23 protein-coding genes and 1 tRNA gene are annotated in these 25921 nt (G+C 59.4%); 4 read left to right on the top strand and 20 right to left on the bottom strand.

The features are described from left to right. Positions 1–69: 69 nt before the first annotated feature. From A4R35_RS08655 to A4R35_RS08645, 3 genes are all read right to left on the bottom strand, one after another. A tRNA-Glu gene (locus A4R35_RS08655) sits at positions 70–143 on the bottom strand. A 126-nt stretch (positions 144–269) separates the two neighbouring features. Continuing rightward, entirely contained in the window at positions 270–821 is a 552-nt protein-coding gene (locus A4R35_RS08650) for a hypothetical protein (protein ID WP_146747149.1), read from the bottom strand. A gap of 282 nt (positions 822–1103) precedes the next feature. After that, positions 1104–1646, bottom strand: coding sequence for a vitamin K epoxide reductase family protein (locus A4R35_RS08645; protein WP_112428442.1), 543 nt, complete (start codon positions 1644–1646; stop codon positions 1104–1106). Positions 1647–1820: 174 nt separating this feature from the next. Here A4R35_RS08645 and A4R35_RS08640 point away from each other — a divergent pair, with 174 nt between their 5' ends. Beyond that, on the top strand, positions 1821–2612 hold the full coding sequence (locus A4R35_RS08640) for a PhzF family phenazine biosynthesis protein (RefSeq protein WP_112434105.1): 792 nt from the start codon (positions 1821–1823) through the stop codon (positions 2610–2612). Between the two features lie 76 nt (positions 2613–2688). Here A4R35_RS08640 and A4R35_RS08635 read toward each other — a convergent pair whose 3' ends face one another. From A4R35_RS08635 to A4R35_RS08600, 8 genes are all read right to left on the bottom strand, one after another. Beyond that, positions 2689–3444, bottom strand: a complete 756-nt coding sequence (locus A4R35_RS08635; protein ID WP_112428440.1) for a response regulator transcription factor — start codon at positions 3442–3444, stop codon at positions 2689–2691. 16 nt (positions 3445–3460) lie between these two features. Next, a complete protein-coding gene (pstB, locus tag A4R35_RS08630) occupies positions 3461–4360 on the bottom strand; it encodes a phosphate ABC transporter ATP-binding protein PstB (RefSeq protein ID WP_223258259.1) in 900 nt (299 codons plus the stop codon). Between the two features lie 24 nt (positions 4361–4384). Then, positions 4385–4621 carry a hypothetical protein gene (locus A4R35_RS08625; RefSeq protein ID WP_223258258.1) on the bottom strand — a complete coding sequence of 79 codons (237 nt, stop codon included), beginning with the start codon at positions 4619–4621 and terminating at the stop codon, positions 4385–4387. A gap of 43 nt (positions 4622–4664) precedes the next feature. Further along, entirely contained in the window at positions 4665–5417 is a 753-nt protein-coding gene (gene pstB, locus A4R35_RS08620) for a phosphate ABC transporter ATP-binding protein PstB (protein WP_112428438.1), read from the bottom strand. Positions 5418–5520: 103 nt separating this feature from the next. Beyond that, positions 5521–6441, bottom strand: a complete 921-nt coding sequence (gene pstA, locus A4R35_RS08615) for a phosphate ABC transporter permease PstA (protein WP_223258257.1) — start codon at positions 6439–6441, stop codon at positions 5521–5523. Then, the gene (gene pstC / locus A4R35_RS08610; protein ID WP_112428436.1) at positions 6438–7439 is read right to left on the bottom strand and encodes a phosphate ABC transporter permease subunit PstC; all 1002 of its coding nucleotides are present in this window, start codon (positions 7437–7439) and stop codon (positions 6438–6440) included. Before pstC ends, pstA begins: the two co-directional genes overlap by 4 nt. A 119-nt stretch (positions 7440–7558) precedes the next feature. Continuing rightward, a complete protein-coding gene (gene pstS, locus A4R35_RS08605; protein WP_112428433.1) occupies positions 7559–8692 on the bottom strand; it encodes a phosphate ABC transporter substrate-binding protein PstS in 1134 nt (377 codons plus the stop codon). 451 nt (positions 8693–9143) lie between these two features. Continuing rightward, positions 9144–11855 carry an ATP-dependent Clp protease ATP-binding subunit gene (locus A4R35_RS08600; RefSeq protein WP_189361554.1) on the bottom strand — a complete coding sequence of 904 codons (2712 nt, stop codon included), beginning with the start codon at positions 11853–11855 and terminating at the stop codon, positions 9144–9146. Positions 11856–12407: 552 nt separating this feature from the next. Here A4R35_RS08600 and queF point away from each other — a divergent pair. After that, complete coding sequence (queF, locus tag A4R35_RS08595; protein ID WP_112428429.1) at positions 12408–12863, top strand: preQ(1) synthase; 456 nt, start codon at positions 12408–12410, stop codon at positions 12861–12863. 158 nt (positions 12864–13021) lie between these two features. On the opposite strand, the gene A4R35_RS08590 is transcribed toward queF, so the two are convergent. Continuing rightward, a complete protein-coding gene (locus A4R35_RS08590; RefSeq protein ID WP_223258256.1) occupies positions 13022–13693 on the bottom strand; it encodes a queuosine precursor transporter in 672 nt (223 codons plus the stop codon). A 273-nt stretch (positions 13694–13966) separates the two neighbouring features. On the opposite strand from A4R35_RS08590, the gene queC reads away from it, so the two are divergent. Further along, positions 13967–14644, top strand: a complete 678-nt coding sequence (queC, locus tag A4R35_RS08585) for a 7-cyano-7-deazaguanine synthase QueC (RefSeq protein ID WP_112428425.1) — start codon at positions 13967–13969, stop codon at positions 14642–14644. Positions 14645–14688: 44 nt separating this feature from the next. Here queC and A4R35_RS08580 read toward each other — a convergent pair whose 3' ends face one another. Continuing rightward, a complete protein-coding gene (locus A4R35_RS08580; RefSeq protein ID WP_112428423.1) occupies positions 14689–15900 on the bottom strand; it encodes a tRNA dihydrouridine synthase in 1212 nt (403 codons plus the stop codon). 325 nt (positions 15901–16225) lie between these two features. Here A4R35_RS08580 and A4R35_RS08575 point away from each other — a divergent pair, with 325 nt between their 5' ends. Continuing rightward, positions 16226–17389, top strand: a complete 1164-nt coding sequence (locus A4R35_RS08575) for an acyl-CoA dehydrogenase family protein (protein ID WP_112428421.1) — start codon at positions 16226–16228, stop codon at positions 17387–17389. Between the two features lie 264 nt (positions 17390–17653). Here A4R35_RS08575 and A4R35_RS08570 read toward each other — a convergent pair whose 3' ends face one another. The 7 genes from A4R35_RS08570 to A4R35_RS08540 form a co-directional block, all read right to left on the bottom strand. Next, the gene (locus A4R35_RS08570; protein WP_112428419.1) at positions 17654–18574 is read right to left on the bottom strand and encodes an alpha/beta hydrolase; all 921 of its coding nucleotides are present in this window, start codon (positions 18572–18574) and stop codon (positions 17654–17656) included. Between the two features lie 52 nt (positions 18575–18626). Then, entirely contained in the window at positions 18627–19295 is a 669-nt protein-coding gene (locus tag A4R35_RS08565) for a hypothetical protein (RefSeq protein ID WP_112428417.1), read from the bottom strand. A gap of 227 nt (positions 19296–19522) precedes the next feature. Beyond that, positions 19523–20203 carry a CpsD/CapB family tyrosine-protein kinase gene (locus A4R35_RS08560; protein WP_146747148.1) on the bottom strand — a complete coding sequence of 227 codons (681 nt, stop codon included), beginning with the start codon at positions 20201–20203 and terminating at the stop codon, positions 19523–19525. 239 nt (positions 20204–20442) lie between these two features. Beyond that, entirely contained in the window at positions 20443–21276 is an 834-nt protein-coding gene (locus A4R35_RS08555; protein ID WP_112428413.1) for a YveK family protein, read from the bottom strand. Between the two features lie 85 nt (positions 21277–21361). Next, the gene (locus tag A4R35_RS08550; RefSeq protein ID WP_112428411.1) at positions 21362–22537 is read right to left on the bottom strand and encodes a glycosyltransferase; all 1176 of its coding nucleotides are present in this window, start codon (positions 22535–22537) and stop codon (positions 21362–21364) included. A gap of 5 nt (positions 22538–22542) precedes the next feature. Then, positions 22543–24087 (bottom strand): sugar transferase, encoded by a 1545-nt coding sequence (locus A4R35_RS08545; protein WP_223258255.1) that lies wholly within the window; start codon positions 24085–24087, stop codon positions 22543–22545. A gap of 144 nt (positions 24088–24231) precedes the next feature. Further along, positions 24232–25461: a glycosyltransferase family 4 protein gene (locus A4R35_RS08540; RefSeq protein WP_112428409.1), complete on the bottom strand. Its 1230-nt coding sequence runs from the start codon at positions 25459–25461 to the stop codon at positions 24232–24234. Between the last annotated feature and the right edge of the window lie 460 nt (positions 25462–25921).

Genomic DNA, 25921 nt, shown 5'->3' with positions numbered 1-25921 from the left:
CAAAAGCAAAGAGCCTGGCAAACCAGAAACACAGACAGGTCTGCCAGGCTCTTCCCACGATTGCGCTGATACCTCGTACGGGATTCGAACCCGTGATCTCCGCCTTGAAAGAGCGGCGTCCTAGTCCGCTAGACGAACGAGGCCCAATGACTGCTGCGCGCCAGCGTCTGGTAAAGCGCTGAGATGCTATCGCGCCTGCGTCATCTGGATTGTACTGTATCTGGCTCGTTTTGTCAAGCGGCTTTTGACGACAACCTCTTCCGAGCAGCTTAAGACCGGCGCGCGCCGACCGCTGACCAATGCCATTGTTGAGGGCAGGTATAGTCGAGAACCGCGACGTTGCCAGGCTCGGCGATCGCCACCACAACGAACTGGGGAACGCTCGGTTCCTGCAGCTGATTCGCTCGATCGGGGAGCTGGACGCTAATGCCATCCAGCTCATGAATATGTGAGATGGTGGCCTCGACGGTGGCCAGCTGGCGCAGGATAACGGTAACACTGAAGCTGAGGCTGTGGTCATAAGCGTCGATGGCCACAAAATGCGGAATAATTGTATCCTGCGCGTTGCGAAAAGGATCTTGGAAGGTAAAGTCTGTCTTGTAGGGATTGTCAGGGGTGGCGCGCAGATAGGCATAGGCTTCGGCGCAAAGATGATACTTGTAGGCGCTGTTAGGGCTGCGGACCAGTTGGACGCGCGGAGTTGGCGGGCGTCTGGAGGCCAGGCTGGGACCTAGCTGGTGGATGAGGACCAGCACACCAACCAGTAGGAGCGCCGCCGCGAGTGGTACGAGCAGAAGCCCCAACTGCCAACGCTGCTTCATGGCTTCTCTCCCCTTCCAGGAACTGGATGGAAAACTGGCTTTGCCTGACGCCTCCATTCCTGGCAAGGAAGAGGCTCATCCCCCCGCCTGCTCCTTGGCTCAGCGGCCCTTACCCACGGGAGAGACGCTTCTTTCCAACAGGGAGGGGGCAACAACCCTCTCACGACAGAGAAACTGGCGCTCACCCTGCCGATCAGTCAGGAGCCTCGGCCTGGCCGGAGGCTGACTGCTGTCTCTCCTTCTCCGCAGCTCCTGCGCTCAGATACAGAGATATGTATCTATCTAGCGACCAGCCCGAGAAGAGCGCGGGCGTGAGCGAGCAAGGGTTGTGGGCGGAGCGGAAGAAGAGGGCTGGAGTGCTCCTGCCTCCATCTCTGGCTCCGGTTCCAGCCACCTGGCCAGGCTGATCAGGAAAGCGATCAGGATCAAGACATGAAGAACGGTACACCAGAGACAAATGGCATGCAGGCGGACCAGCTCGACGTAGACCAGGTAGAGCACAGTGACCATACCGGCCAGCGACCAAAGGAACTGAGCGGGGCGAAGCCAGGCAGGCTCTGTAGGGCGCAGCAGGCTCATCAGCGCCAGCCCAGCCAGGATCAGGCACCAGCCCAGGCCAGGCAGCGAGATAGGAAGCGTTGTCCCGGGCACCACCGCGTAGCTGCTGCTGAGCACATGCGCGCAGTCAATAGCGCCCGAGGCAGGACAGACCAGCGGCGCATCTTGATAATGCACGATAGTCAGGTAGATCGCATCCCCTATGCCTACCAGTGCGAGCAGAAGAACCAGGAGCTGCAAGCCTGAACGTCGTAGTAACAGTTCCATCAAGTCAGACTCTTCGATACAAAATCGGTGACAACAGCACTCTCTGTAGAGAGGATACTGCGCGGTTCCCCCTCTGTCAAGGGTCAATCAAGTGCTACAATGAAGACGGCCTCTCGCGGCCCTGGCTGCGAGGGTGCTGTCCTGTGCTTGCTGCTTGATATGGAGGAGACTGAGATGGGACAGCGCATTGTCCAGGTCGATGCTTTTACTGATCGTCCTTTTGCCGGTAATCCGGCGGCAGTTTGCTTGTTAGCAGAGGCGCGTGACGAGCGCTGGATGCAGCTCGTCGCGCGCGAGATGAATCTCTCGGAAACGGCTTTCCTGCTCCCAGAAGGGGATGGCTATCGCCTGCGCTGGTTCACGCCGACAGTAGAAGTCGATCTCTGTGGCCATGCTACCCTGGCCAGCGCTCACGTCCTCTGGGAAGAGGAGCTGTTGCGGCCAGATGATCTGGCTCGTTTCTATACGCGCAGCGGCCTGCTGACCGCTCGTCGTCTGGATGGCTGGATCGAGATGGATTTCCCGGCGACGCCGGCCACAGCTACGACCCCGCCGCCGGGCTTGAGCGAAGCCCTGGGCCTAACCCCGCGCCTGGTTGCCAGGAACCAGTTCGATTATCTGATTGAGCTGGAGAGCGAGGAAGCGGTGCGTGCTCTCCAGCCGGACCTGACTCGCCTGCTGACCATTCCCGCGCGGGGCTTCATCGTAACCAGCCGTGCCAGCGGCCAGGACTATGATTTCGTCTCGCGCTTCTTTGGCCCTGCTGTTGGAGTGAACGAAGACCCGGTCACCGGTTCTGCTCACTGTACGCTGGCTCCTTTCTGGTGTAGCCGCCTCGGACGTCCCGCTTTGACAGGTTACCAGGCTTCTGCTCGTGGCGGTCTGGTGCGTGTGCGCCTGGCGGGAGAGCGAGTCTTTCTCAGCGGCCAGGCGGTCACCGTGCTGCGCGCCGAGTGCTTTTTCTAAGGGGAGCTACTGGAGGCCGCTCTCCCCTCGAGTCTGGGTGAGGAAGGGGGAGAGCGCTGAGCGCCGGCTGTCTGGGCTAGCGGAAGACGTAGCCCACGCCGCGCACGGTCTGAATCAGCTTGGGGGAAGCCGGATCTTCTTCTAATTTCTCACGCAACCAGCGGATGTGAACGTCGACGGTGCGGGTGTCGCCGGCGTAGTCGTAACCCCAGACGTGGTGTAAGAGTTGATCACGGGTCAGCACCGTTCCGCGATTGCGCACAAGATAGACCAGGAGATCGAATTGCTTCGGCTGCATTTCGATCTCCTGATCGCGACACCAGACCCGTCGCCCAGGCAGGTCGATGCGTACGGGGCCGGCAATCAGCTCCCGGGCACTGCGCCGCGACTGGACAGTGGCCTCTGGCGTCATGCTGCCCCCTTCGGGAGGCGCCTGCGTAACGGGATAGGCGGCACGGCGCAATAAAGCACGCACGCGCGCCAGCAGTTCGCGACGCCCGAAGGGTTTGGTCACATAATCGTCGGCCCCAACTTCAAGGCCCACAACCCTATCAATCTCTTCCCCGCGCGCTGTCAGGAGCATAATCGGCGTAGTAGCTGTAGCCGGCTCCCGTCGGAGCTGCCGGCAAACCTCCAGACCGTCGATCTCTGGCAGCATGATATCCAGAATAATTAGCTGCGGTCGCTCGCGCCGTGCCAGCTCCAGAGCAGCTCTGCCGTCAAGGGCCGTAAGCACCTGGTAGCCCTCCTGCTCCAGGCTGTAGGCAATGGCCTCAACAAGGACCTCTTCGTCATCGACCACCAGTATCTTCTCGCGTTGTCCTCTGATCATAGTGACGCTCTCATCCTTAACTGAAGCGCCCGCTGATGTAGTCCTCTGTCTCTCGCTGCCGCGGTCGCTTGAACAGCTCGGCGGTTGGCCCATATTCAATTAATCTGCCGTTAAGGAAGAAACCGGTATATTGGGAAATGCGTGCAGCTTGAGACATATTATGGGTCACAATGACAATGGTGTATTCCTTGCTGATCGAGAGCAGCAACTCCTCGATCTTGAGCGTGGCGATGGGATCGAGCGCCGAGCATGGTTCATCAAGCAGGAGCACCTCGGGGTGTAGTGCCAGGGCGCGGGCGATGCAGAGCCGCTGCTGCTGTCCGCCCGAGAGACCGAGAGCGGAAGCTTTCAGGCGGTCCTTGACTTCGTCCCAGAGCGCCGCGGCTCGCAGGCTACGCTCGACCTCCTCCTGAATCTGCCGGTGTGGCTTTCTCTGGATGCGCAGGCCATAGGCGATGTTTTCAAAGATCGACTTTGGGAAAGGATTAGGACGCTGGAAAACCATGCCAATGCGCTGACGGAGGCGGATGACATCGATGGCCGGGTCATAGATATTCTCGCCGTCAAAGATCGCTTCTCCCTCGATACGCGTCTCGGGAATAAGATCGTTCATGCGATTGAGTGTACGCAGAAAGGTGGATTTCCCGCAGCCAGATGGCCCGATCAGGGCTGTGATCTGCCGCTGGCGAATCGGTAGCGAGATATCGAAGAGAACCTGGCGCGTCCCGTAGTAGAAATTAAGGTGCCTGACCTCAATCGCAACCCCGGCGTTCTGGTCCAGCGGCTGACCTGGCTCAGCAGCCCCAAGGGCATGGTTTAGCCGAAGGTCGACAGGGGGCGTCTCGGATCGCTGGCTGGCGAGACGCCCCTCCGTCGCTGGCAACCGCGAGTATGGCCCACTCATATTGCTCTCCATTGCCTTTCCTCGCAGCCGCATCAGCTAGAGAAGCTGATACTCCTTATGAAGAGGAATAGCGGTATCTACGATCAGACGATTGTTCGTCACGATGAGACGAATGTAGCGCCCGGCGAGGGCTTTGCTGATAAAGTACGGGCGCCCTTCGTAGGAAATGTGGCCGCTACGGGCCACTTTCCGTGAGAAGATGCTGACGCCCTCTGGGAAGGTGTTACCGGTGGTGCTCACCGTATTCTTGCTCTCTGCTGCGGTATCCTTCACAGTAATCCCCTCTCTTGTAGCTGAGTTATCCTGACTAACTCGACTAGCCGAAACGTCCACTAATGTAGTCTTCAGTCTCTTTCTTGCGCGGGTGAGTGAAGAGCTGTTGAGTCTCTCCCTCTTCGACAAGGTGGCCCTGCAAGAAGAAGGCTGTGCGGTCCGCGATACGTGCGGCCTGTTGCATGTTATGGGTGACGACCACAATGGTGTACTGTCGCTTAAGATAGGTGATCAACTCCTCCACCTGGAGGGTGGAGATAGGGTCAAGGGCCGAGCATGGCTCGTCCATGAGCAGAACCTCTGGCTCCAGGGCCAGGGCGCGGGCGATGCACAGACGTTGTTGTTGCCCGCCTGAGAGGCTGGTGGCCGGGCTATGCAGGCGGTCTTTGACCTCCTCCCAGAGCGCGGCCTGCTGGAGGCTGCGCTCGACCAGTTCCTTCAGCCTCGATCCGCGCAGCCCTAGATTGAGCCGTGGCCCGATAGCCACGTTCTCGAAGATGCTGCGTGTCGGCAGTGGATTGGGCTGTTGGAAGACCATGCCGATGTGGCGCCTGACGTTCATCGGGCGAATGCCGCGCCCATAGATATCGAGGCCATTGGCGATCACCCTGCCCTCAACGCGGGCGCCGGGGAGGGTCTCATGGAGACGGTTGAGGCAGCGCACGAGCGTCGATTTGCCGCAGCCGGATGGCCCGATCAGAGCGGTGACGCTCAGTGGGGGCACCGTCAGGTTGATATCAAAGAGGGCCTGCTTACGTCCGTACCAGGCATTGAGCTGCTCAATGCTGAGCGCCATCCCCGCCGGCCTTGACACGCTCCTGCTTGTCTGCTCTACGATTGCCTGATCCATAGGCGAACTTCCTTCCTTCTTGTCCTCCTACCGGCCTGAACCTTGCTGCTCATCGTTGTTTGAAGCCGCCTGTGGCCAGGCGCACAGCCAGGGAGGCGAGGAGGATCAGGACGATGAGCACGAAGGCACCTGCGTAAGCTTGATTGACCTGTTGTTGATAAGGGCTGAGGGTGAACTGGAAGATGCGCAGTGGCAGAGCATCCATCGGCTGGGTGACATCGGTATTCCAGAAAGTCGTCCCGAAGGCGGTCATCAGCAGAGGCGCCGTCTCTCCAGCCACGCGTGCCATGGCTAGCACCACGCCTGTGATGATCCCGTTGCGCGCCGCGGGAAGCACTATCTGCAAGATTGTGCGCGCCTCCGTGGCTCCTAGTGCTAGCGAGGCCTCGCGTAGCTCGCGCGGTACCAGGCGCAGCACGTCCTCCGAGGTACGTGTCACGATGGGAATCATGATCATGCCGAGGGCGAAACCGCCGGCCAGACCCGAGAAGCTTTGCATAGGGATGACGATCAGAACCCAGGCCAGGAGGCCAAAGATGATGGTCGGGATGCCGTTGAGGACGTCGACCAGGAAGCGCACTCCCTGGGCGAAAGATCCGCGTCCGAATTCAGCCAGGTAGATGCCAGTGAAAAGTCCCAGCGGTACTCCCATCAGCGAGGCCAGAGCGATCAGGATCAGACTACCCTGAAAGGCTTCGCCCATGCCTCCCCCCGGCTCGCCGTTCGGGGTCGGGAGTTGCGTAAAGAAGTCGAGGTTGATGTAGCGCAGACCCTGGCTCAACACGTAGCAGAGCAGATAGATCAGTAGTCCGGCGGCGAAAAGAGCCGCCAGGGTGGTGAAAAGAACGATCAGGGCGTTCACCAGGCGCCGCCGTAGGTTCAGGGAGGAGCGTGTAGCCAGGAATGGGTGAAGACGGCTCTCCCCTGACGGCAGGGTTGATGAAGAAGATGCTGGCATAGGCACGCTCATGGGCGCCCTCCTCTGCTTCCTTGGGCCTGGCGCTGGAGACTGGCGATCAACCAGCGCGCCAGGATATTGGTGATCAAGGTGATGATGAAGAGGATGAGACCGGCTTCGATAATGGCCGAGAGGAAGAGGCCGGGCGTCGCTTCGCCAAACTGGTTAGCAATGACGCTGGCCAGGGTATAGCCGGGCGTGAAGAGGCTGAGGCTTGGCTCATTGGCCTGGTTACCGATGATCATGGTGACGGCCATCGTCTCGCCAAGGGCTCGCCCCAGGGCCAGAATGACACCGCCCAGAATGCCCACGCGTGCAAAAGGTAGCACGGCGTGGCGAATGACTTCCCAGCGAGTGGCTCCGAGCGCGAGCAGAGCCTCGCGTTGAGCGATGGGGGTCACCAGCATTACTTCGCGTGAGACTGAGATGATGAGGGGCAGGATCATCATTGTCAAGACGATGCCGGCCCCAAGGTAGCCGACGCCCTCCGGTTGCCCTGCGAATAGCGGCAGGAAGCCCAAGTGTTGCTGGAGCCAGGGCTCGCCGGCATTGTGCAGCCAGGGAGCGAGTACGAGAAAGCCCCAGAGGCCATAGATGACGCTCGGGATGGCGGCCAGCAGGTCAATCAGAAAGGCTAGAACGAGCCGCAGCGAGCGTGGGCAGAAGTCAACAAGGAAGATGGCAGCTCCCAGCCCCAGTGGTACGGCGAAGATGAGGGCAAAAGCTGAGGTCATCAGGGTGCCAAAGATGGCTGGCAAGACCCCGTAGACGTCGTGAACTGGATCAAAGGCTTTGTTAGTCAGGAAGCTAAAGCCGAAACGTCTGATGGTGGGCAGTGAATTGCTGATGAGAATCCAGGCTGTGCCCGCAACCAGCCCGAGAACGATCAGAACGAACAGCAGGGTAATGCCGCGGAAGAACAGGTCCCCGGGCCGCTGAACGCGCAATATCCGTTGCCAGCCTATCCACTGCTGACGTGCTTTGCTAAGGCTGACTCTCTCCTGGCTCATGCACTCTCCCCTGGCTCTCTACTCCCTAGGTGATGAGGCAGGGGCTGATCTTTGTAGGATACAGCTCCCTGCCTGTGCTTGCCTGGCTGATCTTTCTCGTTAACTCGCTGACGCCCTCTTCAGGAGCCGCTGTAGCAAGCGCTGCTGCCGCAACGCATGGCCTTGATCTGGGCCTCGTCCTTGCTGACGATGGTGTCTGGCAGTGGCACATAGTTGAGCGGCTGTGCATACTGCTGTCCGTCATGCACCATCCACCAGAGCAGGCGCGCCAGGGCCTGGCCCTTATCGCTGTTGCTCTGGTTCTGGTAGACTACGACCCATGAGAAGCCGGTGATTGGATAGGCGTTGTCGCCGCTGCCATTGACGATATAGAAGCGCAGATCTGCCGGGATATTGCTGAAGCTCTCGGCGTCGGCTTTGGCGCTGTCAAGTGAGGGCGCAACAAACTTACCAGCAGCGTTCTGGAGCAGGGCGTAGGGAATATTGTTGGCAAGAACGTAGGACAGCTCAACGTAGCCAATGGCCCCATCGGTGTTCTTGACCTGCCCGGCGACGCCGGAGCTTCCTTTGGCTCCGACACCCGTGGGCCAGTTAACGGTGGTACCAGCCCCGACCTTGCTCTGCCAGTCTGGACTGACTGCCGAGAGGTAGTGCGTGAAGATACTGGTGGTGCCACTGCCGTCAGAACGGTGGACGACGGTGATGTTCTTATGGGGGAGGTTGAGGCCGCCGTTAATGGCCTTGATCTGCGGGTCGTCCCAGGTGGTAATCTTGCCTTCGTAAATGGCGGCCAGAATCGGCCCTGTCAGCTTGAGCTGGCTGACTCCGCTGAGGTTATAGGAGATGGCCACCGCTCCAATGGTAATCGGGATGTGCAAGATCGGTCCACTGGTGCTCTTGTTCAGCTGATCGTTGGTCATAGGCGCATCAGTGGCACCGAAATCGACAATGTGCTGTAACAGGTTATTAATACCAGCTCCACTTCCTACCGCCTGATAGTTTACGTTGATACCACACTGGACTTTGGGATACTCCTGGAACATTTTTGAGAATAAAGGATTGTCAAACGTCGATCCAGCGCCCGTAAGCTGCTTGGTCGAAGGGCAGGTGCTGCCGCTGCCTGTAGTCGTGCCTCCGCTGGAGCTGTTGCCGCAGGCTGCCAGTAAAGCTAGCAAGCCCAGCAGCAGGAGGGCACCGAGATATCTCAGTCGCGGGCGCCCTCGGTGGCGGAGTGAAGGTGTGAATGGTGTCATAGCGCTGGTTTCCCCTCCTCAGTGACGCTGCCGTGGCGCGACGGCAGCGGAAAATAGATAAGCTAGTCGGCGGACAGGCCGCGCTGCCGGCCTTAGCCGGGCCACTGTTCCGTTCGGGCGTGCCCTGGCTCTTTTCCGCACCACCCGAATTGTACAGTTATCGCTTTAATGGCCCTTTAAGGGGGGGTTAAGTGCCTTTAAGCGGCGGTTAAAGTTTGCCGAAAGGATAGGAAGACTCTGTTAAAGAGATAGGGACGCCACTCTGCCGGGAGCACCTGGAGTGGCTCCGCAGGGAAGCTCTTGCCGCGAGCGACGGGGATGAAGAGTATAGAGGGGTGCCCGCCGTGGAGACTATAGCGTTTGAGCGGGATGGTGCCGGGTCCTGACTGCCAGTGCTCTCTTCCACGGCGGGCCTCTGATGAGGAAGGTGATGCTGCTTCTCTTTAGATGATCAGGCTGCGCTGTGGCCAGGTACCTCCGACCAGGATCGGGCTACTGAGCCTGGGGAGCTGTCTGTCGAGGATGAGGAAGGAGGCGGCTCTATCGATGGCGATTGGCCCCTGCTCCTGGCCTGGGACAGCCGTTCCAGGCGCAGATAGCTGCTCTCGCCGTCGGGGACCAGGAAAAGGTGGTCACCCCTGCCGATCTCGCCTCGCAACAGCGCCTCACTGAGACGGTCTTCCACCTCGTGACGCACAAGCCGCCGCAGCGGACGGGCACCCTCGATGAGCAGCTGCCGCTGACCGCGACTGAGCAGGTAGTCGCGTGCGGCTGGGCTGATTTGCAGGTTGATACCGAGTTGGGCCAGCCGCTGGCAGCTAGTGCCCAGCAATTGATCAACAATCTGGCCTAGATGCTCTCTCTTGAGGGGGTGGAAAGGGATAATGGCGTCGAGTCGGTTGAGCAGCTCTGGCCGGAAGCTGTGCTGAAGCTGGGTGAGGAGCTGCTTCCACCGGCGTATTGGCGACAGCCCACTCTGGGGCAGGCCGCTCCCGAAGCCGAGGACAGCTGCTTGATCTGGGGAGGTAGGCAGATTGGTAGTGAGGATGATAATGGCCTCGCGGAAGTTCACCAGCCGGCCCTGGCCATCGCTCAGGTGCCCATCTTCCAGGACCTGCAGGAGCAGGTCGAACAAGGCTGGGTGGGCCTTTTCCAGGCCCTCGAAGAGAACAATACTGGCAGGCCGCTGGCGGAGGGCCTCGCTCAGGAGGCCAGACTCCTTATAGCCCTGATAGCCCGGTGGGCTGCCGAGCAAGCGCTGTACCTGCTGGCGCTCCGTGAAGGCGGCCATATCCAGTGCAATTAAGGCGCGTTCGTCTCCTGTCAGGACCTCGGCCAGGGCTGTTGCCAGATGGCTCTTTCCGACGCCGCTGGGGCCAACGAAGAGGAATGAGGCTGCGGGCCGGCGCGGATCACGCAGGTTGCTGCGCGCGCGACGCACGGCCCGGGCGACGGTAGTGATGGCTTCTTCCTGACCGGCGACTCGTTGCTGGAGCAGATGTTCCAGGGAGAGCAAATACTGGGCCTCTGCGCCGCCTGGAAAGGTCACCTGCAGTCCTGTCCACTGCGCTACCACCGTGGCCACAGCTCTCTCGTCAACGCGCGGACGCGCGGCTGGAGTAGCTGCGTTCGATGCTACAGTACCTGACAACCTCTGCATCAACCACTCACTCTCGATGGCCAAAGCACGACGCAGGAGCTGCTGCTCTTGTCGGCGTAGCTCTAGAGCCGTGGAGAAGTGCTGTTGACGTATAGCGGCCTCTCGTTTCGCTCGCAGGCTGGCTAACTCCTCGTGGAGCTGGCGCAGAGCTGGGGGCGGCAGGGCCTGGCGCATGTGCAGCGTGGCGGCAGCTTCGTCGATCAGGTCAATCGCCTTGTCGGGCTGAGTGCGCCCGGCAAGGTAGCGCCCTGAGAGGCGCACTGCTGCCTTCAATGCCTCGTCGCTGATGATGACGCGATGGAAGGCTTCATAGCGCGGGCGCAGGGCCTGCAGGATCGCCAGCGTCTCGACGGCATCCGGTTCAGCGATAAAGACGGGCTGGAAGCGCCTGGCTAATGCTGCGTCCTGCTCGAAGTGGCGGGTGTACTCCTCAAAGGTTGTGGCTCCGATGCATTGCAGGTGCCCCCGGGCCAGCAGAGGCTTGAGCAGGTTGGCCACGTTCGGGGCGCTGGCTGGGCCGCCGGCGCCGATGAGCATATGAATCTCATCGATAAACAGGAGAACGTCACTGGCACTCTTGATTTCTGCCACGATACCTTGTACACGCTCCTCCAGGTCACCGCGGTAACGTGTACCGGCTATCAGCAGGCCGATGTCGAGGGCAACAACTCGTTTGCCCCGCAGACATTCTGGCACGCTGCCGGCGGCAATGCGAGCGGCCAGTCCCTCGACAATGGCCGTCTTGCCGCTACCCGCTGGCCCGAGCAGCAGCGGGTTGTTTTTGGTATAGCGCAGCAGGATCTGAATTGTGCGCGTCAGTTCAGCTTCGCGTCCAATCAGGGGGTCCAGGCGCCCCTCTAGTGCCGCCAGCGTCAGATCGTGGCTAACACTGTTCAGTTCCGGGGTACGCTCATAGCGCTCACGGTAACTCGATTGGAGGTCACTGGCTCTGCTGGCTGACGAGCCTGAAGGAAGATCGGAGGCAGAGCTACCTTGCGCTCCTGGCTCACCGGCCTGCGCAGGCGTGAAGATGGCCTGGTCGGGCAATGAGCCAGATGTGGCCAGGGCCAGCAAGCGAGCACGTACGCTGGCGCAGGTGATGCCAAAACCCTCCAGCAGGCCCAGCAGTAAAGCGGCCTGGCGATCCTGGACGCTGAGGAGGCCCAGGAGCAGATGCTCTGGCGCAATGGAAGGTGCTCCTAGTCTCCTGGCGTGGAGAGCTGCGGCACGTAAGGCCATCCGCGTCGCCGGAGAAAGCGTCTGACGGGACGCCTGGACACGCTTGCGCGGTCTGTCCAACGCCTCAATCATGTGGCGGAGCAGGGGAGGCCGCAGCATGAAGGAGGTCAGGAGTTGCCCGATGAGGGGGTCGTTGAGGCGCAAGATGCCCAGCAGCAGTTGCTCGTTGCCAATTAACCTGCGATGCCGTTTGCTGGCCTCTTCGCGTGCGTAGTGCAGGGCCAGGCGAGCAGCAGGGGTATATGTTTCATACACATGTTTCATTGATCTGGCCTTGTTAACCATGTCCTACAAAAATAAGCGCACCAGGTAGAAGAGACCCACTGCTTCCTCTCCCAGACCGCGTTGGCGTTGGCAGGGTGCTGAGACGGAGGGAGGCAAGCAGGGGCCTGTGGACATAAATCAGCAATAATCGATAGGGATACATACCTCTACAATATCTCTTGTCGGCAGGAGGGGCGTCAGCTATAAGGGGGAAAGCAATCCCTTCCCCAGATACTGCTATGGCAGACGGACAATGCTGAGAGAGGAAGGGAGAAGAGCTAGACTGCTCGCTCTGAGACGAAGCAATAAAGGTCTCCTCCTCATAGTGGTGAGCTGTCTGGTATCCCTGGACTCCGTATCGTGGATATGCTAGGATTCTCTTGCGAACTTCATTCGAAGTTGCAGTTCAAGTAGCCTATTGCTTAGTAGAGCAGAGCAGGGACAGCCTCGCCTGTCTCTGCTCTCTTCTTGCTCGCGACTCTACCTCAAGCCAGCTTGCTCTGGCCTGCTAGCTTTCCTTGTTCTGATTGAAGAATCGGAGGTCATTCTCGTATGAGCGAAGAGCAGCAACAGACGCGTGTGCCGGGGCGCTACGGGTTGGATGAGATTGCCACCAATCGCCTGGAAGCCTGGCCTAATCCGAACCCCGAGCGTGACTACGTCGTTCACCTGGAGATTCCCGAGTTTACCTGTCTCTGTCCGCGCTCGGGCTTCCCGGATTTCGCTACGATCGTTATCGATTATGTCCCTGACCGCTCGGTAGTTGAGCTGAAGAGCCTCAAGCTCTATATCAACGGCTATCGTGATCGACAGATCAGCCATGAGGCCGCCACCAACACCATTTTGAACGATCTGGTGACCCTGCTTGAACCGCGCTGGATGCGTGTGGCTGGGGACTTCAATGTGCGAGGCAATATCAAGACGATTATCTTCGCCGAGTATGCCGCTCCCAACTATAGCGGTCCCCGTCCTGAATATCGGCGTCACATGACGGGGAGCAGCCTGTAATCAGCTCCAGCTCCCGTGCGAGAGAGGCGCGACCAGTTGCCCACCTTCCCGGCGACCGGTGGACCCCCGAGGGGGCCTGGCGGGCCGGGAAGGGAGGCAGAAGAGAGAGCCTCTCTCGCTGGCCAGAGCCCTGACCTAACCTGTCACTGTTGGCTCAGTCAGCGCGAGAGCAGAATTGGACTGAAATTGGTATTGTAATCGAATGTATCGATCTGCTCATGCTTCTTGAGGAAATTGACGACTGCATAGGTCAGCGGCGTTGCCACCACCTCATAGCCAACCTTGAAAAGCCACTGCGTGAGCATCGCCGTCAACAGCTCGGCAGCTGGGATCACGCCCCAGAAGGCGATCGTAATAAAAATCAGCGTATCCAGTCCCTCCCCTACGAGCGTCGAGCCGATGGTCCGCGTCCAGAGCCAGCGCCCCTTTGTCAGAATCTTGAGCTTAGCCAGGACGAAAGAATTGGCAAACTCGCCGCAGAGATAGGCCACGAAGGAGCCAAGCAGTAAGCGCGGCGTGAAGCCGAGAATGGCGTTGTAGGCGGCCTGCAGCTTCCAGAAAGAAGCGGCGGGGGCCAGCCCTCCCACAAAAATAGCGACCACTGCCAGTAGATTGCAGGCGAAGCCAAGCCAGATAACGCGCCGCGCAGCCGCATAGCCATAGACTTCTGTCAAGACATCGCCGAATAGATAACTCAACGGAAAGACAATGATGCCCGCGGGCACGAGCAAGCCCGCCAGGGCGATGATCTTGACGGCAATAATATTAGCAGTAATCAAGCAGGTGACAAATAATGACGCGATGGTTACGAACCAGAACGATACTCGCAACGGACTCATCCTTTCTTAGCGTTTACTCCATGAACACCCGTCTGCCTGCCTTCAGATCTTCACAGGCTGTGCGCGTCTGCGTACAATATCAAGAGCAGTCGCCATCGCGCATCTATCCCGGTGACTTCTGCTCTATCAGGTAGGTGGCAGCCGCTATCATCTCTCGTTGGGGTGGTCGCCCAACAAGCTCCGGCTGGAAGTGCCCTGATCACACGCACCCGACTCACCTGACCTGGCCAGTGTGAGGGTGAACAACTGGAAGGAGAAGCAAGCATGTCTCGTCCCAAAGCGATCGCTGTTGTCAGTGGGGGGCTTGATAGTGTCACTCTGGCCCATCTACTCCATGCCCAAGGGTATCAGCTCCATCTGCTCTCTTTTGACTATGGCCAGCGTCATCGCAAAGAGCTGTTCTTTGCCGAGCGCTGCGCCCAGCGTCTAGAGGCGGCTTTTTCTCTCCTCGATCTGCGCCAGCTTGGCCAACACTTCAAAGGCTCGGCACTAACCGATGAAAGCGTGGCTGTTCCTGATGGGCACTATGCTGCTGCGAACATGGCCATCACAGTCGTACCCAATCGGAATGCCATCATGCTTGCCATTGCCTATGGTATCGCCGTGGCCGAAGAGGCGGAAGTGGTAGCTTTTGCCGCTCATGCTGGCGACCACTTTATCTATCCTGACTGCCGCCCAGCCTTTATCGAGGCTTTTGGTGCGATGGAGCGCCTGGCGGTCGAGGGGCATGGGCACCCGCGCCTGCATCTGGAAGCGCCCTTTGCCCACCTCAAAAAAGAGCAGATTGTCTGCCTCGGTGCGGCGCTCGGCGTTCCCTTCGTTGAAACCTGGAGCTGCTACAAGGGGGGCGAGAAACACTGCGGCACCTGCGGTACCTGTAACGAACGCAAAGAAGCCTTCCAGCTGGCTGGCGTCCCTGATCCCACTGACTATCTTCAGTAACCTGGCCCTGGGTGAGAAAGACAGAGGCTTCACCCAGGGCTGGCTTAGCAGGCGCAGCTCAGGTCGAGTGTGGGAACTGCCTCTTCGACGGTCTCCTCCTCAGCGCTATACCCTGAGAAGGCTTGCGGATTCTCCAGAGCCTGGTAGATGATAGCCTCCACCTCCGCCAGGCTATTGACGCGCACCAGGGCATTGCGGACATACTTGGCACCCGGGAAATGGCCCAGGTACCAGCCCATATGCTTGCGCAGCTCGACGAAATGATCCTCGCCCTTGAGCCGGGTATAGACTCGCGCGTGCTCCAGGGCCATCAGCAGGCGCTCCTCCCGGCTCGGGTTGGGGGGAGGCAGGTCGGCCTCCGTTGGCTCAATACCGGCATTGAGCAGACTCTTCATGCGCTCGCGATCGCGGAAGATCCAGGGATTGCCCAGGGTAGCACGCCCGATCAGCACCCCATGTACGCCCGTCTCGCGGATGCGCTTGGCCGCCTCGTAGAGCGAGTGGATGTCACCATTGCCGAGAATCAGTGTATCCGTCTGGCGCACGATCTCCGCAGCGGTAGCGATTGCCTCCCAGTTGGCCTCACCCTTGTAGTGTTGCACCAGCGTCCGCCCGTGCAACGAGATGGCAAACGGCTCCGTCTCTAGCAGATGCTGCACCCAGTCCTTAATAACGATAGAAGCGTAGCCCAGACGCGTCTTCACCGAGACTGGGATCAACCGTCGCTCGCTGCGCGGCTGATCTCCCCAGAGGCGGATGCGCTCCTCATTCATCTGCCGGATGCGCTGGATGCGCTCCGGCTCCATTCCCAGATCCTCTAGCGTCTGGCCATTAGCCCAGTCGCGCACTCCGCGCTGGGTGGCACGGATGATCTCTTTCGCCAAGTCGGGCGTACAGATCAGGGCCGCACCGCCACCACGGCTGGCCACACTCTTGGCCGGGCAACCCATATTGATGTCGATGCCGTCGAAGCCTAGCTCGCAGACCACGTGAGCGGCGCGATAGAAGGACTCCGGATTATTGCCGAAGATCTGCGCGACCACGGGCCGCTCAGCGGGCGTGTAGAGAAAATCGCGAAAGATACGATCGCTGCCTCGCCACAGGCCCTCGACATTGGTAAACTCGGTAATCACAAGATCGGGCCGCCCATAGAGGCCATGCATAGTCCGGCATGGCGCGTCTGTTACTCCATCCATCGGGGCCAGCCCAACAATCGGTTGTGGTATCTTCTCCCAAAACGATGGGTACCTTGTCATATCTCCCTCTGGCGCCACCTTCCCCTAATAGGTTGGCTAGGTGCTGAATAGCGAGGTGCCAGGCACTGAAGACTGGATACCAGGTGCACGGCAGCACCTGTCAGGCCCTTCTCTCTACCGACCTTTATCATTGGGATTATAGCCTTGTCTTGCCCAATCTGGCAAGTTAGCCCTCTGTTTCTCTGGCTGTCTGGCACCCGGCGACGGCCTTGGGATATAATGGGCCGCAGGAGCAGTGGCGCTCGTTGCCGCTTCGGAATAGCAGAGTCCCTTGCTCTGCTCATCCTGTCTGGATCTCCGGCTGCAGTAAAGGAGTCGACGCACGATGAATTTCTACTTGACTGAAGAGCAGCAATTAATTCGCGACACCGCTAGACGCATCGCCAGGGAAGTCGTTGCGCCTCGCGCCCCCGAGCTTGATGATACCGGGATTTACCCCGAAGATATTTTCCAGGTCTATAAGGAAACTGGCCTGCTGGGCCTGGGCTTCCCTGAAGAATTAGGAGGCAGTGGCGCCGGCATCTTTGGGCTAGCGCTGGCGATAGAGGAAATTGCCAAGGTCGACAATGCCTGTGCCCTCATCCTTCTCCTGACGCGCCTCTCCACCAGCGCCATTCTTAAAGCGGGCACTGAGGAACAGAAGAGGAAATACTGTGCTGGGACTGCGCGCGGAGAGCTGCGCGGCGCCTTCGGCCTGACCGAGCCAGGGGCCGGCTCCGACTCGGCCAATATTGCCACTCGCGCAGTAAGGAAAGGGAACGAATACATCCTTACCGGCACCAAATGCTACATCTCAGGTGCCAGCGTCGCCGATTTCTTCCTCGTTGCTGCCAAAACCGATCCCGGGGCTGGTTCTCGTGGCTTCAGCGTCTTCATCGTCGATCGTGACACACCCGGTTTCCGCGTTGGTAGAGAAGACCGTAAGATGGGCGTACATGGAGTTCCCACCTGTGAGCTGATCTTTGAGGAAGCGCGTGTGCCTGCCCACAACCTGGTGGGCCGCGAGAACGAGGGCTTCAAGCTCATCATGTGGAATCTCAATTCGGTGCGTCCTTGCGTCGCGGCGCGCGGCGTTGGTACCGCCGAGGGCGCTATTCAATATGCTGTTGACTACGCGCGTCAACGTCAGACCTTCGGTCAACCGCTGATCGAGCACCAGGCCATTCAAATGATGATTGCCGAGGTGGCGATGCACATCGAAGCCTCGCGCCTTCTCACCTACCAGGCTGCACTACTGGTCGATGAAGGAAAAGCCGATCGTGAGCACGCGCACTTTCTCTCGATGGCCAAGGCCTTTGCCACAGAGACCGCGGTTGAAGCCTGCGATAAAGCTCTTCAGATCATGGGAGGCCTGGGTTACATGCATGAGTCGCTGACCGAGCGCTTCTATCGCGATGCGCGCCAGCTCACGATCGTCGAGGGAACAAGCCAGGTTCAGCGCCTGATTATCGCGCGCGCAGTGAAAGATAACCTGCTCAACTGGTACTAAGGGAAGGAAGCAGCCACTTTCCCTCACTCCGTATCATCTACCTCGATCTCAGCAAGCTGGTTGCTGGCCCGGGCGTGGCCCGCCTGAGAGACAGGGGTTGCCAGTATCCCTGCGCGGGTCAGGTCAGGCAGGCCCTGGTAATGGTAAGAGACAGGTCTTTGCGCAGCAGCAGGCAAGAAGGAACAAGGCCGGCTCCTCACCCGGATGGGCAAGGCCGGTTCTCTCTTGCCTGCTGTTACCTCCTTGCCCGATCAGGCTGCTCGCTCAAGCGGCTCGCGCCTGAGTGGCAAGCTGGCGCTGGATAAAAGCACCAATATGCTGGATAGCGTGGGTGGCCTCGGGCATCCAGGGGGCGCCGATTTGCCAGACATGCCACATGCCTTCCCAGATCTCCAGCTCTACGGCTACACCGGCCTGACGCGCCCGCTCAGCAAAAGCGACCACATCGCTGAGGAGAATCTCATCGCTGCCTACCTGCAGGAGCAATGGCGGCAGGCCGTGCAAATCAGCGTAGAGCGGGGAAAGCAACGGCTCCGTCGGATCATGGTTCCCCACGTAGGCAGCGACCAGGGGGCCAACGGTCTCGACACGCAGAACTGGGTCGCGCCCGGCATGGGTGCGCAGCGACTCGCCCTTGCCATCGAGGGCTGTTGCGGGCGATAAGCAGACCGCCGCAGCTGGCAGAGCTTCGCCAGCGGCTCGCAGGGCTAGCAGGGCCGCCAGGACAAGATTGCCGCCGGCAGAATCACCGATCAGAACAGCCTCTGAGGCCGGGCAATGCTCCCTGAGCAACCAGCGGTAGGCGGTCAGCGTATCCTCAAGCGCTGCTGGAAAGGGATGTTCAGGAGCCAATCGATAGTCGATGGCAAGTGCCTGCAGCTGCGCTGCTGCCGCAATGCGGGCCACCAGGCCACGATGACTGCGTGGTGAACCCATAACAAATGCCCCTCCATGCAGGAACAAGACCGTGCCACGGCGGCGCTTGCCAGGGGGCAAGACCCACTCCGCTGGAACTCCACCTGCCGAAACCGGCTCGGTCACTGTGCCACAGGGAACCGAGAGGGAAAGAAACCAGTCCCCTTTCTCCATGCTTGCTCGTAGCTGGGCGATGCTCACATCTGCGCGATTGCTGAGCGAGCCAAGGCGCACAAGGTGACGAAACAAGATGCTTCGCAGGCTGGGCATAACGCGCTCTTTTCCAGAAGCCTTTTGCTTGTATCAAAAGCCAGCCGACCGCTTATTGGCAGGCCGGCTGAGAAGGAGCCAAGGCATTATCGGCTCCCTCGCTTTGATAGTCTACAATTCTCCACTGATGATTGCTATCCTCCTGGAGTGTGAGTGTCAGGCGATAGCTACGCTGGAGTTTGCTACGGGTGACCTCGTAGGTAGAGCTCCAGGTGTTGTCCTGGATAACGGTTGTGCCCTCGACCTGTTTATAGTCAACCACAGTGCCAAAGCAAGCGTCGTAGCGTTGGGCTTGGGCAATAAAGGTGCTCTGGGCGCCTGGTTGGAGTGTCATCGGGGGACCAAGATAGCGATAGGCCTGAGCGTAATCCTGGGTCCCCAGGGCGGCAAGAAAATTACTGGCGGTCACTGCTGCATCCTTGCTGAGACTCATACCGATGCCCAGATTGACGGCGGCGAAGGTTCCCATGAAGCCACAGATTCCGCAGATGACCAAGGCGGCGATAGCCAGCCACCACCAGCGCCATTTACGTCTGCGAGGAGGCTCTGGCTCGACATCAACATCATCAGGAGGGGGCCAGGCGGCAGGTGATCTCCACGCTGCCGACCGGCGGCGGGGGCGATAGCGGTGACCATTGGCCCCGTCGGCCATCTCAAACTCGGCGAAATCCTCTTCGTAGCGCTCCTGAGACTCTTCATCCCGGTCCCTGCGTCCTGGCATGCGATCCTCCTGCCATGTGCTATTGCATCACGATAGCTCTGTCTACAGGTATCGCTCTTTGACTGTGCGCAGCAGATCGCGCTGCGCTGTCGCAGGCGACACCTGTTCCCGAGCTTACTGGCTTTCACACTCGCTGCTCTTAATGACATTATGAATGGGGAACCACCCGAGAGGCAAGCCAGGCTGACCCGCTTGCAAGAAGCGAAGCAGGGAAAAGCGCTAGCAACTCATCCCTGCGTGAGAATGACCCCACTCAGACGGGCGCGGGCGCGTTGGAGCTGCTCACTCGCCTTCTTTGTGGCCGTCCGTGTACTGCGTCCCAGAACAACTACCAGGAAGGTTTGGTCAACGTAAGCACCCAGCAGCGAAGCATCGGCGCCTTCCAGAACGGGGGCTCCATGCACCACCAGCAAGCCTGATTGGCCCTGGCCCTCCTCTAGAAAGCGGCGCAGACTCCGGAGCAGCTCGGGTAAACGAGCTGCATAAGGAGCCAGCCCGTGCGGCATCCCTCCTGTACCGCTGCTCAGCAGCCAGAGGTGAGGTACAAAGGTTGGCGCCAGGTAGCGGCTCACCTGTTGTGGAGTCACCGTCTCTTCCTGCAAGAGTATATCCGAGAGACCCGGGCCCTGACTCAGGCCAAAACGCTGGCCCAGTCCGGGGTGGCGCACGTGAGCCTCAATCAACACCGTCGGCAGACCGCTTTGAGCCGAAGCGATGGCCAAATTAGCTGCCACTGTTGCCTGCTCCTCTGGATGAGACGGGCTGGTCAGCAGTAGCGCCAGAGAACGCTGCTGGCTCTCCCAGTTCAGGCGGATGGTAGCGAATAGCGAGAAGACCGCCTCAACGTAGGCTGAACCAGGATCATAATCCGATAACAAAGGCTGCATCTGTGTATGTGATTCACCCACGATACAATCTCCCGAGCTGCCAAAAGGTCAGGCTGTCAGGCTGCTGGGCTTGTTGGCCTGCGAACCCCAAACGATCTGCCTGCCAGCCGTTCATTGTTGTCGCTCTCACCTTGCATCCTCCCCCCTTATCTGTCCTATCCTCTCGGTCGTTAGAGCAATAGCAATTTGCCAAAGCATGGTTACTCGTACACTTACTGAGAGAGATCGCCTGCCTGCAGGAGCTAGCTTGAGTGAGCAGCTCAGGGCACTGGGGCAGGCGGGACCCGCCGTCGCTCGCGCTGCTCCCCAGAGCGTGGTGCCCGGGGCAGCTCACCATATACCGGCAACTGTAGCAGCTCAACGACCTCCTCGGCGCTACGAAGGCGGTCATCCAGGTAGTCGACCAGGAAAGCCAGCGCCAGACCAATGATCAGAGCCACGAGCATGATCGCGGCCAGAAGCGTCAAGCGGTTCCCCGCTGAACCGGCGCCAAGGCTGGGATCGGAGGCGGGACTGACCAGGCGCCCAATAGCTGCCGGCTGCAGCTGCTGCGCACCGGGACTGGCTCCTGGGGTGCCCTCAATGATATAGTCGAGATAGGTATTCAGATGGCTCGTCAGAACCTCGCCCACAGCATTGGCAATGGCCCAGGCGCCGGGGGCAGTAGGCCAACTGACGTCGATGGTCACCAGGTTATGCGATCGGCTGGCCGAAAGCGCCCCTCCAATCGCGCTCGGATTCTGCCAGTCGCCTAGATCAGGGCTATTCCCGTAACGCGCCTGGATCGCCTGCATATCCTGACTAATCTGGTCCGAGACGGCCTTGTCGAAGCCAGGCATAGTAACCAGGCTCGGCACGGCATCGGCCAGCGACTCAGCCACCTGCATATCTTCGATATAGCTAGGTATCATGCTGCGAGGCTCCGGTTGCAAGCCCACCTGAATCGTCACCGTCGAGTGGTAAGCTTTCAGAGCGCCGGGTGTCTTCCAGAGATGATAGCCCTGGTAAGCAACATAGAGAGCGGCAATAACGATCACTAGTATAACGAGCCAGAGACGGCGCCTGACGACATCCCAATAAGCTCGCAATTCCACGATTAACTATCCTTCCTCTCTTCTTCTTGGCTTGGCATACATAAGAGAAGCCACCAGTAGCGGAGCGGACTGCTGAGCCGCCAGGCTATGGCGCTCCAGAGGCCCCTGCCTCACCTCGCGGTTTGCCCTTCACTGCGACCGAAGGGAGAGCAAGAGTCTGCTCGTGTGACTGGCGCTCTGCCAGTTTCGCCTCGATGAATTGCAGCATGCGACGCTGGAAACGCGGCTTATCGAACTCCAGCGCGTGCTCACGAATCCTGTAAGGATCGAAGGCCCGTTCATCGAAGGTAGCTAGCACGGCGGCCAGGCTCTCCACCGTCTGCTCGTGGAAAAAGACCCCGGTCACACCCCCAATCACGGAAGCCAGAGCGCCGCCGGCGCCATAGGCGATGACCGGGCGGCCCGAGGCCTGGGCTTCAAGCGGCGTGATACCGAAATCCTCCTCGCCCGGAAAAATCAGGGCCCGGCAGTGAGCAAAATAGTCCAACACCTCCGCATCGCTGAGTTGGCCAGCAAAGCGGATCGTTGGGCCAGCCAGCCGCTGCAGGCGGGGCAGATCGCGCCCTTTTCCAATAATGACCAGAGGCAGGCGTAAGGCATTACAAGCCTCGATGGCCAGATCAATACGTTTGTAAGGAACCAGGCGGCTCACAATTAGAAAATAGTCACCTCTAGCTTGTGGCTCAAACTTGAAACGGCTGGCATCAACTGGCGGAGGGATGACCACTGCCTCGCGCCGGTAGTACTTGCGGATGCGCTCCGCCACCACGGGAGAATTGGCGATAAAGTGGTCAACGCGGGCCGCGGTCACCTGGTCCCAGAGGCGGAGCTTGCTGATCAAAAACGGCAAGAGACTGCGAGCCAGGCGTCCCAGCTGCTCGCGCTCGACGTATTCCTCATAGTTCCAGCACCAGCGCATTGGCGTATGGCAATAACAAATATGCAGCGTCTCCGGGCGCGTAATCACCCCTTTGGCGAAAGCACTAGAACTGCTCAGCACTAAATCGTAGCCGCGCAGATCCAGACTTTCCATTGCATAGGGGTAGAAGGGCAAATAGGGCTGGTGATGGCTTGTCACCAGAGGAAGTTTCTGCATAAAAGAAGTGCGGATATCCATCCGCCGAAACGCGGGATCAACCCGTTTCGGATCGTAGATAGAAGTATAGAGGGGGGCGTCGGGAAACAGTTCATGTAGCGCCAGAACAACGCGCTCCGCACCCCCCATCTGATTCAGATAGTCATGGACGAGCGCCACTCTCATCGTTTTTAGTATGCACCCCGCCTGAAAATGACCGCAGGAATCGTGCTCAACAGGATCTGAAAGTAGAGGCGCAGCGACCAGTTCTCAATGTAGTAGAGGTCGAGCAAGACGCCCTCATCGAAGCTAAGATCGCTCCGCCCGCGCACCTGCCAGAGGCCGGAGATCCCCGGTTTAATAGCCAGTCTACCCTTCTGCCACTCCTCGTACTGAGCGACTTCGCGAGGCAGAGCCGGGCGGGGGCCGACCAGGCTCATCTCTCCTTTGAGCACATTGATGAACTGGGGAATCTCATCCAGACTCAGCTTACGCAGAAGACGTCCAACGCGCGTTATGCGTGGATCAGAGCGCATCTTGAAGAGTGGTCCCTGCGCCTCATTGCGGTCGAGCAGGGCCGTCAGCATCTGGTCAGCGTTCTGATACATCGAGCGAAACTTATACATCTGGAAAGGCTTACCGTTCAGCCCGATGCGCGTCGACTTATAGATCACGCTGCCGGGCGAGTCCAGGCGGATAGCCAGGGCGATGCACAGCCAGAGCGGGGCGCCCAGAAGCAGGATCAGGCTGGAGACCACGATATCCACAGCGCGCGTGACGGCCCGCTGCCAGCGGTTGAGCGAAGACTGCTTGATGCCGATGAGGGGGATACCCTCGATCGACTCCATGTCGATGCGCGAGAGACTCAGCTCATAGAGGTCGGGAATGAGTTTAAAGGAGGTACCTAGCCGCTCGCAGAGACGCACAGTCCTGATCACCTGCTCATGCAAGTGAGAGGGCAGAGCGATGATCACCTCATCGACCTGCATCGAGCGGATGGCCATGCCCAGGTCATCCAACGTACCCAGCATCTTGAAGCGACCAAAATCGCCGGGCGCATTCTCCAGGTCATGGAGAAAGCCCACAATGGAGTAGCCCAGACTGGGGTTGGCCGCGACGTGCTGCATAATCATCTTGGCCAGGCGACCTGAGCCGACCACCAGGACGCGAGTCTCTCCCAGACCGAGCTGGTAGAGCGTGCCCATAATGGCCGAAGCGATCAGGCGCCCGAGGCAGAGCAGCACGATCGAGATGGCCCAGACGAAAGGTACCAGCAAGCGCGAATTGGCTGTCGGCTGAAAGACAAAGTAGTAGGTGATCAAGAAGGCCATGCCGATGGTGGCCGAACTGGTAATCGTCCACATCTGGCGAAACCAGGTACCGGTCAGGCGCAGCCGATAGAGGCCGCGAACGGCGAAAATGACGATGGCTCCAATCACGATGCCGGCCTGCATCTCGGTCAGCTTATCGAGAGGGATAAATGTGGCATGGCTAGGGCTGGCATCGGTCAGGGCACGGCGCAGACGATCGAGCCAGGGACTTTCAAACAGCAGCTGGAAACGGATAAGGTAAGCGAGATAGAACGAGATCGCGACCAGGGTGGCATCTAGCAGCACCATCGCGAGGCACTCAAGGATGCGCCACTGGCGGCGATGGGAGCGCCGCTGTGAGATAATGCGAGTCAGTTGGCCGGTAGCTCCCGTCACTCCCATGACCCCCGTATTGCCGGCCATCATACTGGCACCTGCCACTGAAGCGGTGGCCTCTGCTGGGGACTTCGGCGTTGCGCTCGCCGGACCCGCTGCTGGCGTTCTGGAGAGCTGTGCTTGTGAGAGTTCGCTACCTTTCACGGCCATATACCTGCTTTTTTGAACGTTTTATCACTCAAGAGAAGAAACATGTTGCTCCTTGCGTTGCGACCACGGCTCAGGTTGCTGTGGCTCTGGCGGCTTCTCGCTGAGGGCCTCCTCGTAGACAGCTCGCATCTGGCGAGCCATTGTGCGCAGCGAGAAGCGCTCTGCCACCGTGCTGGCCATTGCGCGGCAGTGCTGCCGATAGGCCTCATCGCTGAGTGCCCGGTACAGGGCGTTCGCCAGGGCGTCCACGTCGCGCGGCTCTACCGTCAGAGCCACGCCGGAACCTGCTTCGGGCAAGCTGGAGACAGTAGAGGTGACCACCGGCAGCCCGCAGGCCAACGCTTCTGCTACCGGCAGTCCGAACCCTTCATAGAGGGAGGGATAAGCAAAGGCCGTGGCTGCATGATACCATAAAACCTGCTCGCTGTCCGCGATGAAACCCGGGAATAGGACTTCTGACTCAAGCCCCAGGCTGCGAACGCGGGCAAAGATCGAGTCATAGAGCCAGCCCTTGCTCCCCGCCAGCACGAGCTTCTCCCGAATGCCCTGCTGGCGCTTCAGACGAGCAAAAGCCTCAATCAGTGTATCGAGATTCTTGCGTGGTTCTAGCGTCCCAAGATAGAGAATAAACCCACTCTCAAGTCCATAGTGGGCGCGTAACGCCCGTACTGCCTGCTCATCCTGCTGGCTGGCGGTAAAGCGAGCGTCGATGCAGGGGTAGACGGTGCGCAGACGCTCTGCCGGCAGAGAGAGCAGCTCGATGGCATCGCGTCGCGTGCTGTCTGAGACCGCGATGATCAGCGTTGCGCGGCGTAAACTATGTAACGTAAAGGTGCGCTGATAGAGCCGTTTTGGGCCTGTCAGAACCTCCGGGAAGCGGAGAAATGCCAGGTCATGGAGCGTCACCACGCCATGGCAGTCCGCTGGCAACCGGAAAGGGAGTACGTTCACCGGCGAGTGCAGCAGCTGGATGCGCCGCTGGCGCAGCTCGCCCGGCAGCTTCAGTTGCTCCCAAGCCACACGCCTCACAGGCTGCTCTTCTGGCCAGGGGGCACTGATATAGGTCAGCTGCGGATGGCGCGCTACTGCCGCTAGCTGCTCCTCTACCTGAGGACCATTGATAAAGATAGTATAGCAATGCTCGCCAGGTTCCTGGGCCAGTCCTTCCAGCAACCGGCGGATGTAGCGGCTCACTCCACTATTACGGTAGCTCTGGCTGTACGATAAGAGCTGGGCATTGATCCCAATATGCATAACAACTGCTACCCCTCCCAGAAAGGCGTATTCCCTATTCTATGCTATAGCAGCCGCTATAACCTGCCAGAAGAACGGCTTGTAGGCTGACCTGGTAACAACTCTGGGCCTTTTCACCCGCCCTTTCTCTGCTCTGGCCTCCCAAGAACAATAGCTCAGCTTACCAGCACGAACTTGACTCGCCTTGGTACCACCTGCTTCCACTACCCTATTACGGATAAACGCATGGCTCTGTCCTTTAGACACAGGGAATCCTCTCCGTCTCTAACCAGCCAGCCCGGACGCATAGAAGGGCCAGCTCCTGGCTCTGAGCACCCGTGGCCTGGCCAGATTGTCTCTTCTCTCTTTGGTCTGAGTCTGGTTTCACCCTGGCCCCCCGAACCACTCAGGCCAGCTTTCTTGACCACTGCCCCTTGCCTGTATACAATGCAAAAAAGGAGGCATTCCTCCTGGTCGGCTA

Source organism: Thermogemmatispora tikiterensis (genome assembly GCF_003268475.1).
Taxonomy (GTDB): Bacteria; Chloroflexota; Ktedonobacteria; order Ktedonobacterales; family Ktedonobacteraceae; genus Thermogemmatispora; species Thermogemmatispora tikiterensis.
Note: the sequence above shows the minus strand (reverse complement) of the source record. Positions and strands in the feature narration are given on the sequence as shown.

Coding starts and splice junctions, on each gene's coding strand:
- A4R35_RS08650 (WP_146747149.1), bottom strand. CDS start 821: ATGAAGCAGCGTTGGCAGTTGGGGCTTCTGCTCGTACCACTCGCGGCG.
- A4R35_RS08645 (WP_112428442.1), bottom strand. CDS start 1,646: ATGGAACTGTTACTACGACGTTCAGGCTTGCAGCTCCTGGTTCTTCTG.
- A4R35_RS08640 (WP_112434105.1), top strand. CDS start 1,821: ATGGGACAGCGCATTGTCCAGGTCGATGCTTTTACTGATCGTCCTTTT.
- A4R35_RS08635 (WP_112428440.1), bottom strand. CDS start 3,444: ATGATCAGAGGACAACGCGAGAAGATACTGGTGGTCGATGACGAAGAG.
- pstB (WP_223258259.1), bottom strand. CDS start 4,360: ATGGAGAGCAATATGAGTGGGCCATACTCGCGGTTGCCAGCGACGGAG.
- pstB (WP_112428438.1), bottom strand. CDS start 5,417: ATGGCGCTCAGCATTGAGCAGCTCAATGCCTGGTACGGACGTAAGCAG.
- pstA (WP_223258257.1), bottom strand. CDS start 6,441: ATGAGCGTGCCTATGCCAGCATCTTCTTCATCAACCCTGCCGTCAGGG.
- pstC (WP_112428436.1), bottom strand. CDS start 7,439: ATGAGCCAGGAGAGAGTCAGCCTTAGCAAAGCACGTCAGCAGTGGATA.
- pstS (WP_112428433.1), bottom strand. CDS start 8,692: ATGACACCATTCACACCTTCACTCCGCCACCGAGGGCGCCCGCGACTG.
- A4R35_RS08600 (WP_189361554.1), bottom strand. CDS start 11,855: ATGAAACATGTGTATGAAACATATACCCCTGCTGCTCGCCTGGCCCTG.
- queF (WP_112428429.1), top strand. CDS start 12,408: ATGAGCGAAGAGCAGCAACAGACGCGTGTGCCGGGGCGCTACGGGTTG.
- queC (WP_112428425.1), top strand. CDS start 13,967: ATGTCTCGTCCCAAAGCGATCGCTGTTGTCAGTGGGGGGCTTGATAGT.
- A4R35_RS08580 (WP_112428423.1), bottom strand. CDS start 15,900: ATGACAAGGTACCCATCGTTTTGGGAGAAGATACCACAACCGATTGTT.
- A4R35_RS08575 (WP_112428421.1), top strand. CDS start 16,226: ATGAATTTCTACTTGACTGAAGAGCAGCAATTAATTCGCGACACCGCT.
- A4R35_RS08570 (WP_112428419.1), bottom strand. CDS start 18,574: ATGCCCAGCCTGCGAAGCATCTTGTTTCGTCACCTTGTGCGCCTTGGC.
- A4R35_RS08565 (WP_112428417.1), bottom strand. CDS start 19,295: ATGCCAGGACGCAGGGACCGGGATGAAGAGTCTCAGGAGCGCTACGAA.
- A4R35_RS08550 (WP_112428411.1), bottom strand. CDS start 22,537: ATGAGAGTGGCGCTCGTCCATGACTATCTGAATCAGATGGGGGGTGCG.
- A4R35_RS08545 (WP_223258255.1), bottom strand. CDS start 24,087: ATGATGGCCGGCAATACGGGGGTCATGGGAGTGACGGGAGCTACCGGC.
- A4R35_RS08540 (WP_112428409.1), bottom strand. CDS start 25,461: ATGCATATTGGGATCAATGCCCAGCTCTTATCGTACAGCCAGAGCTAC.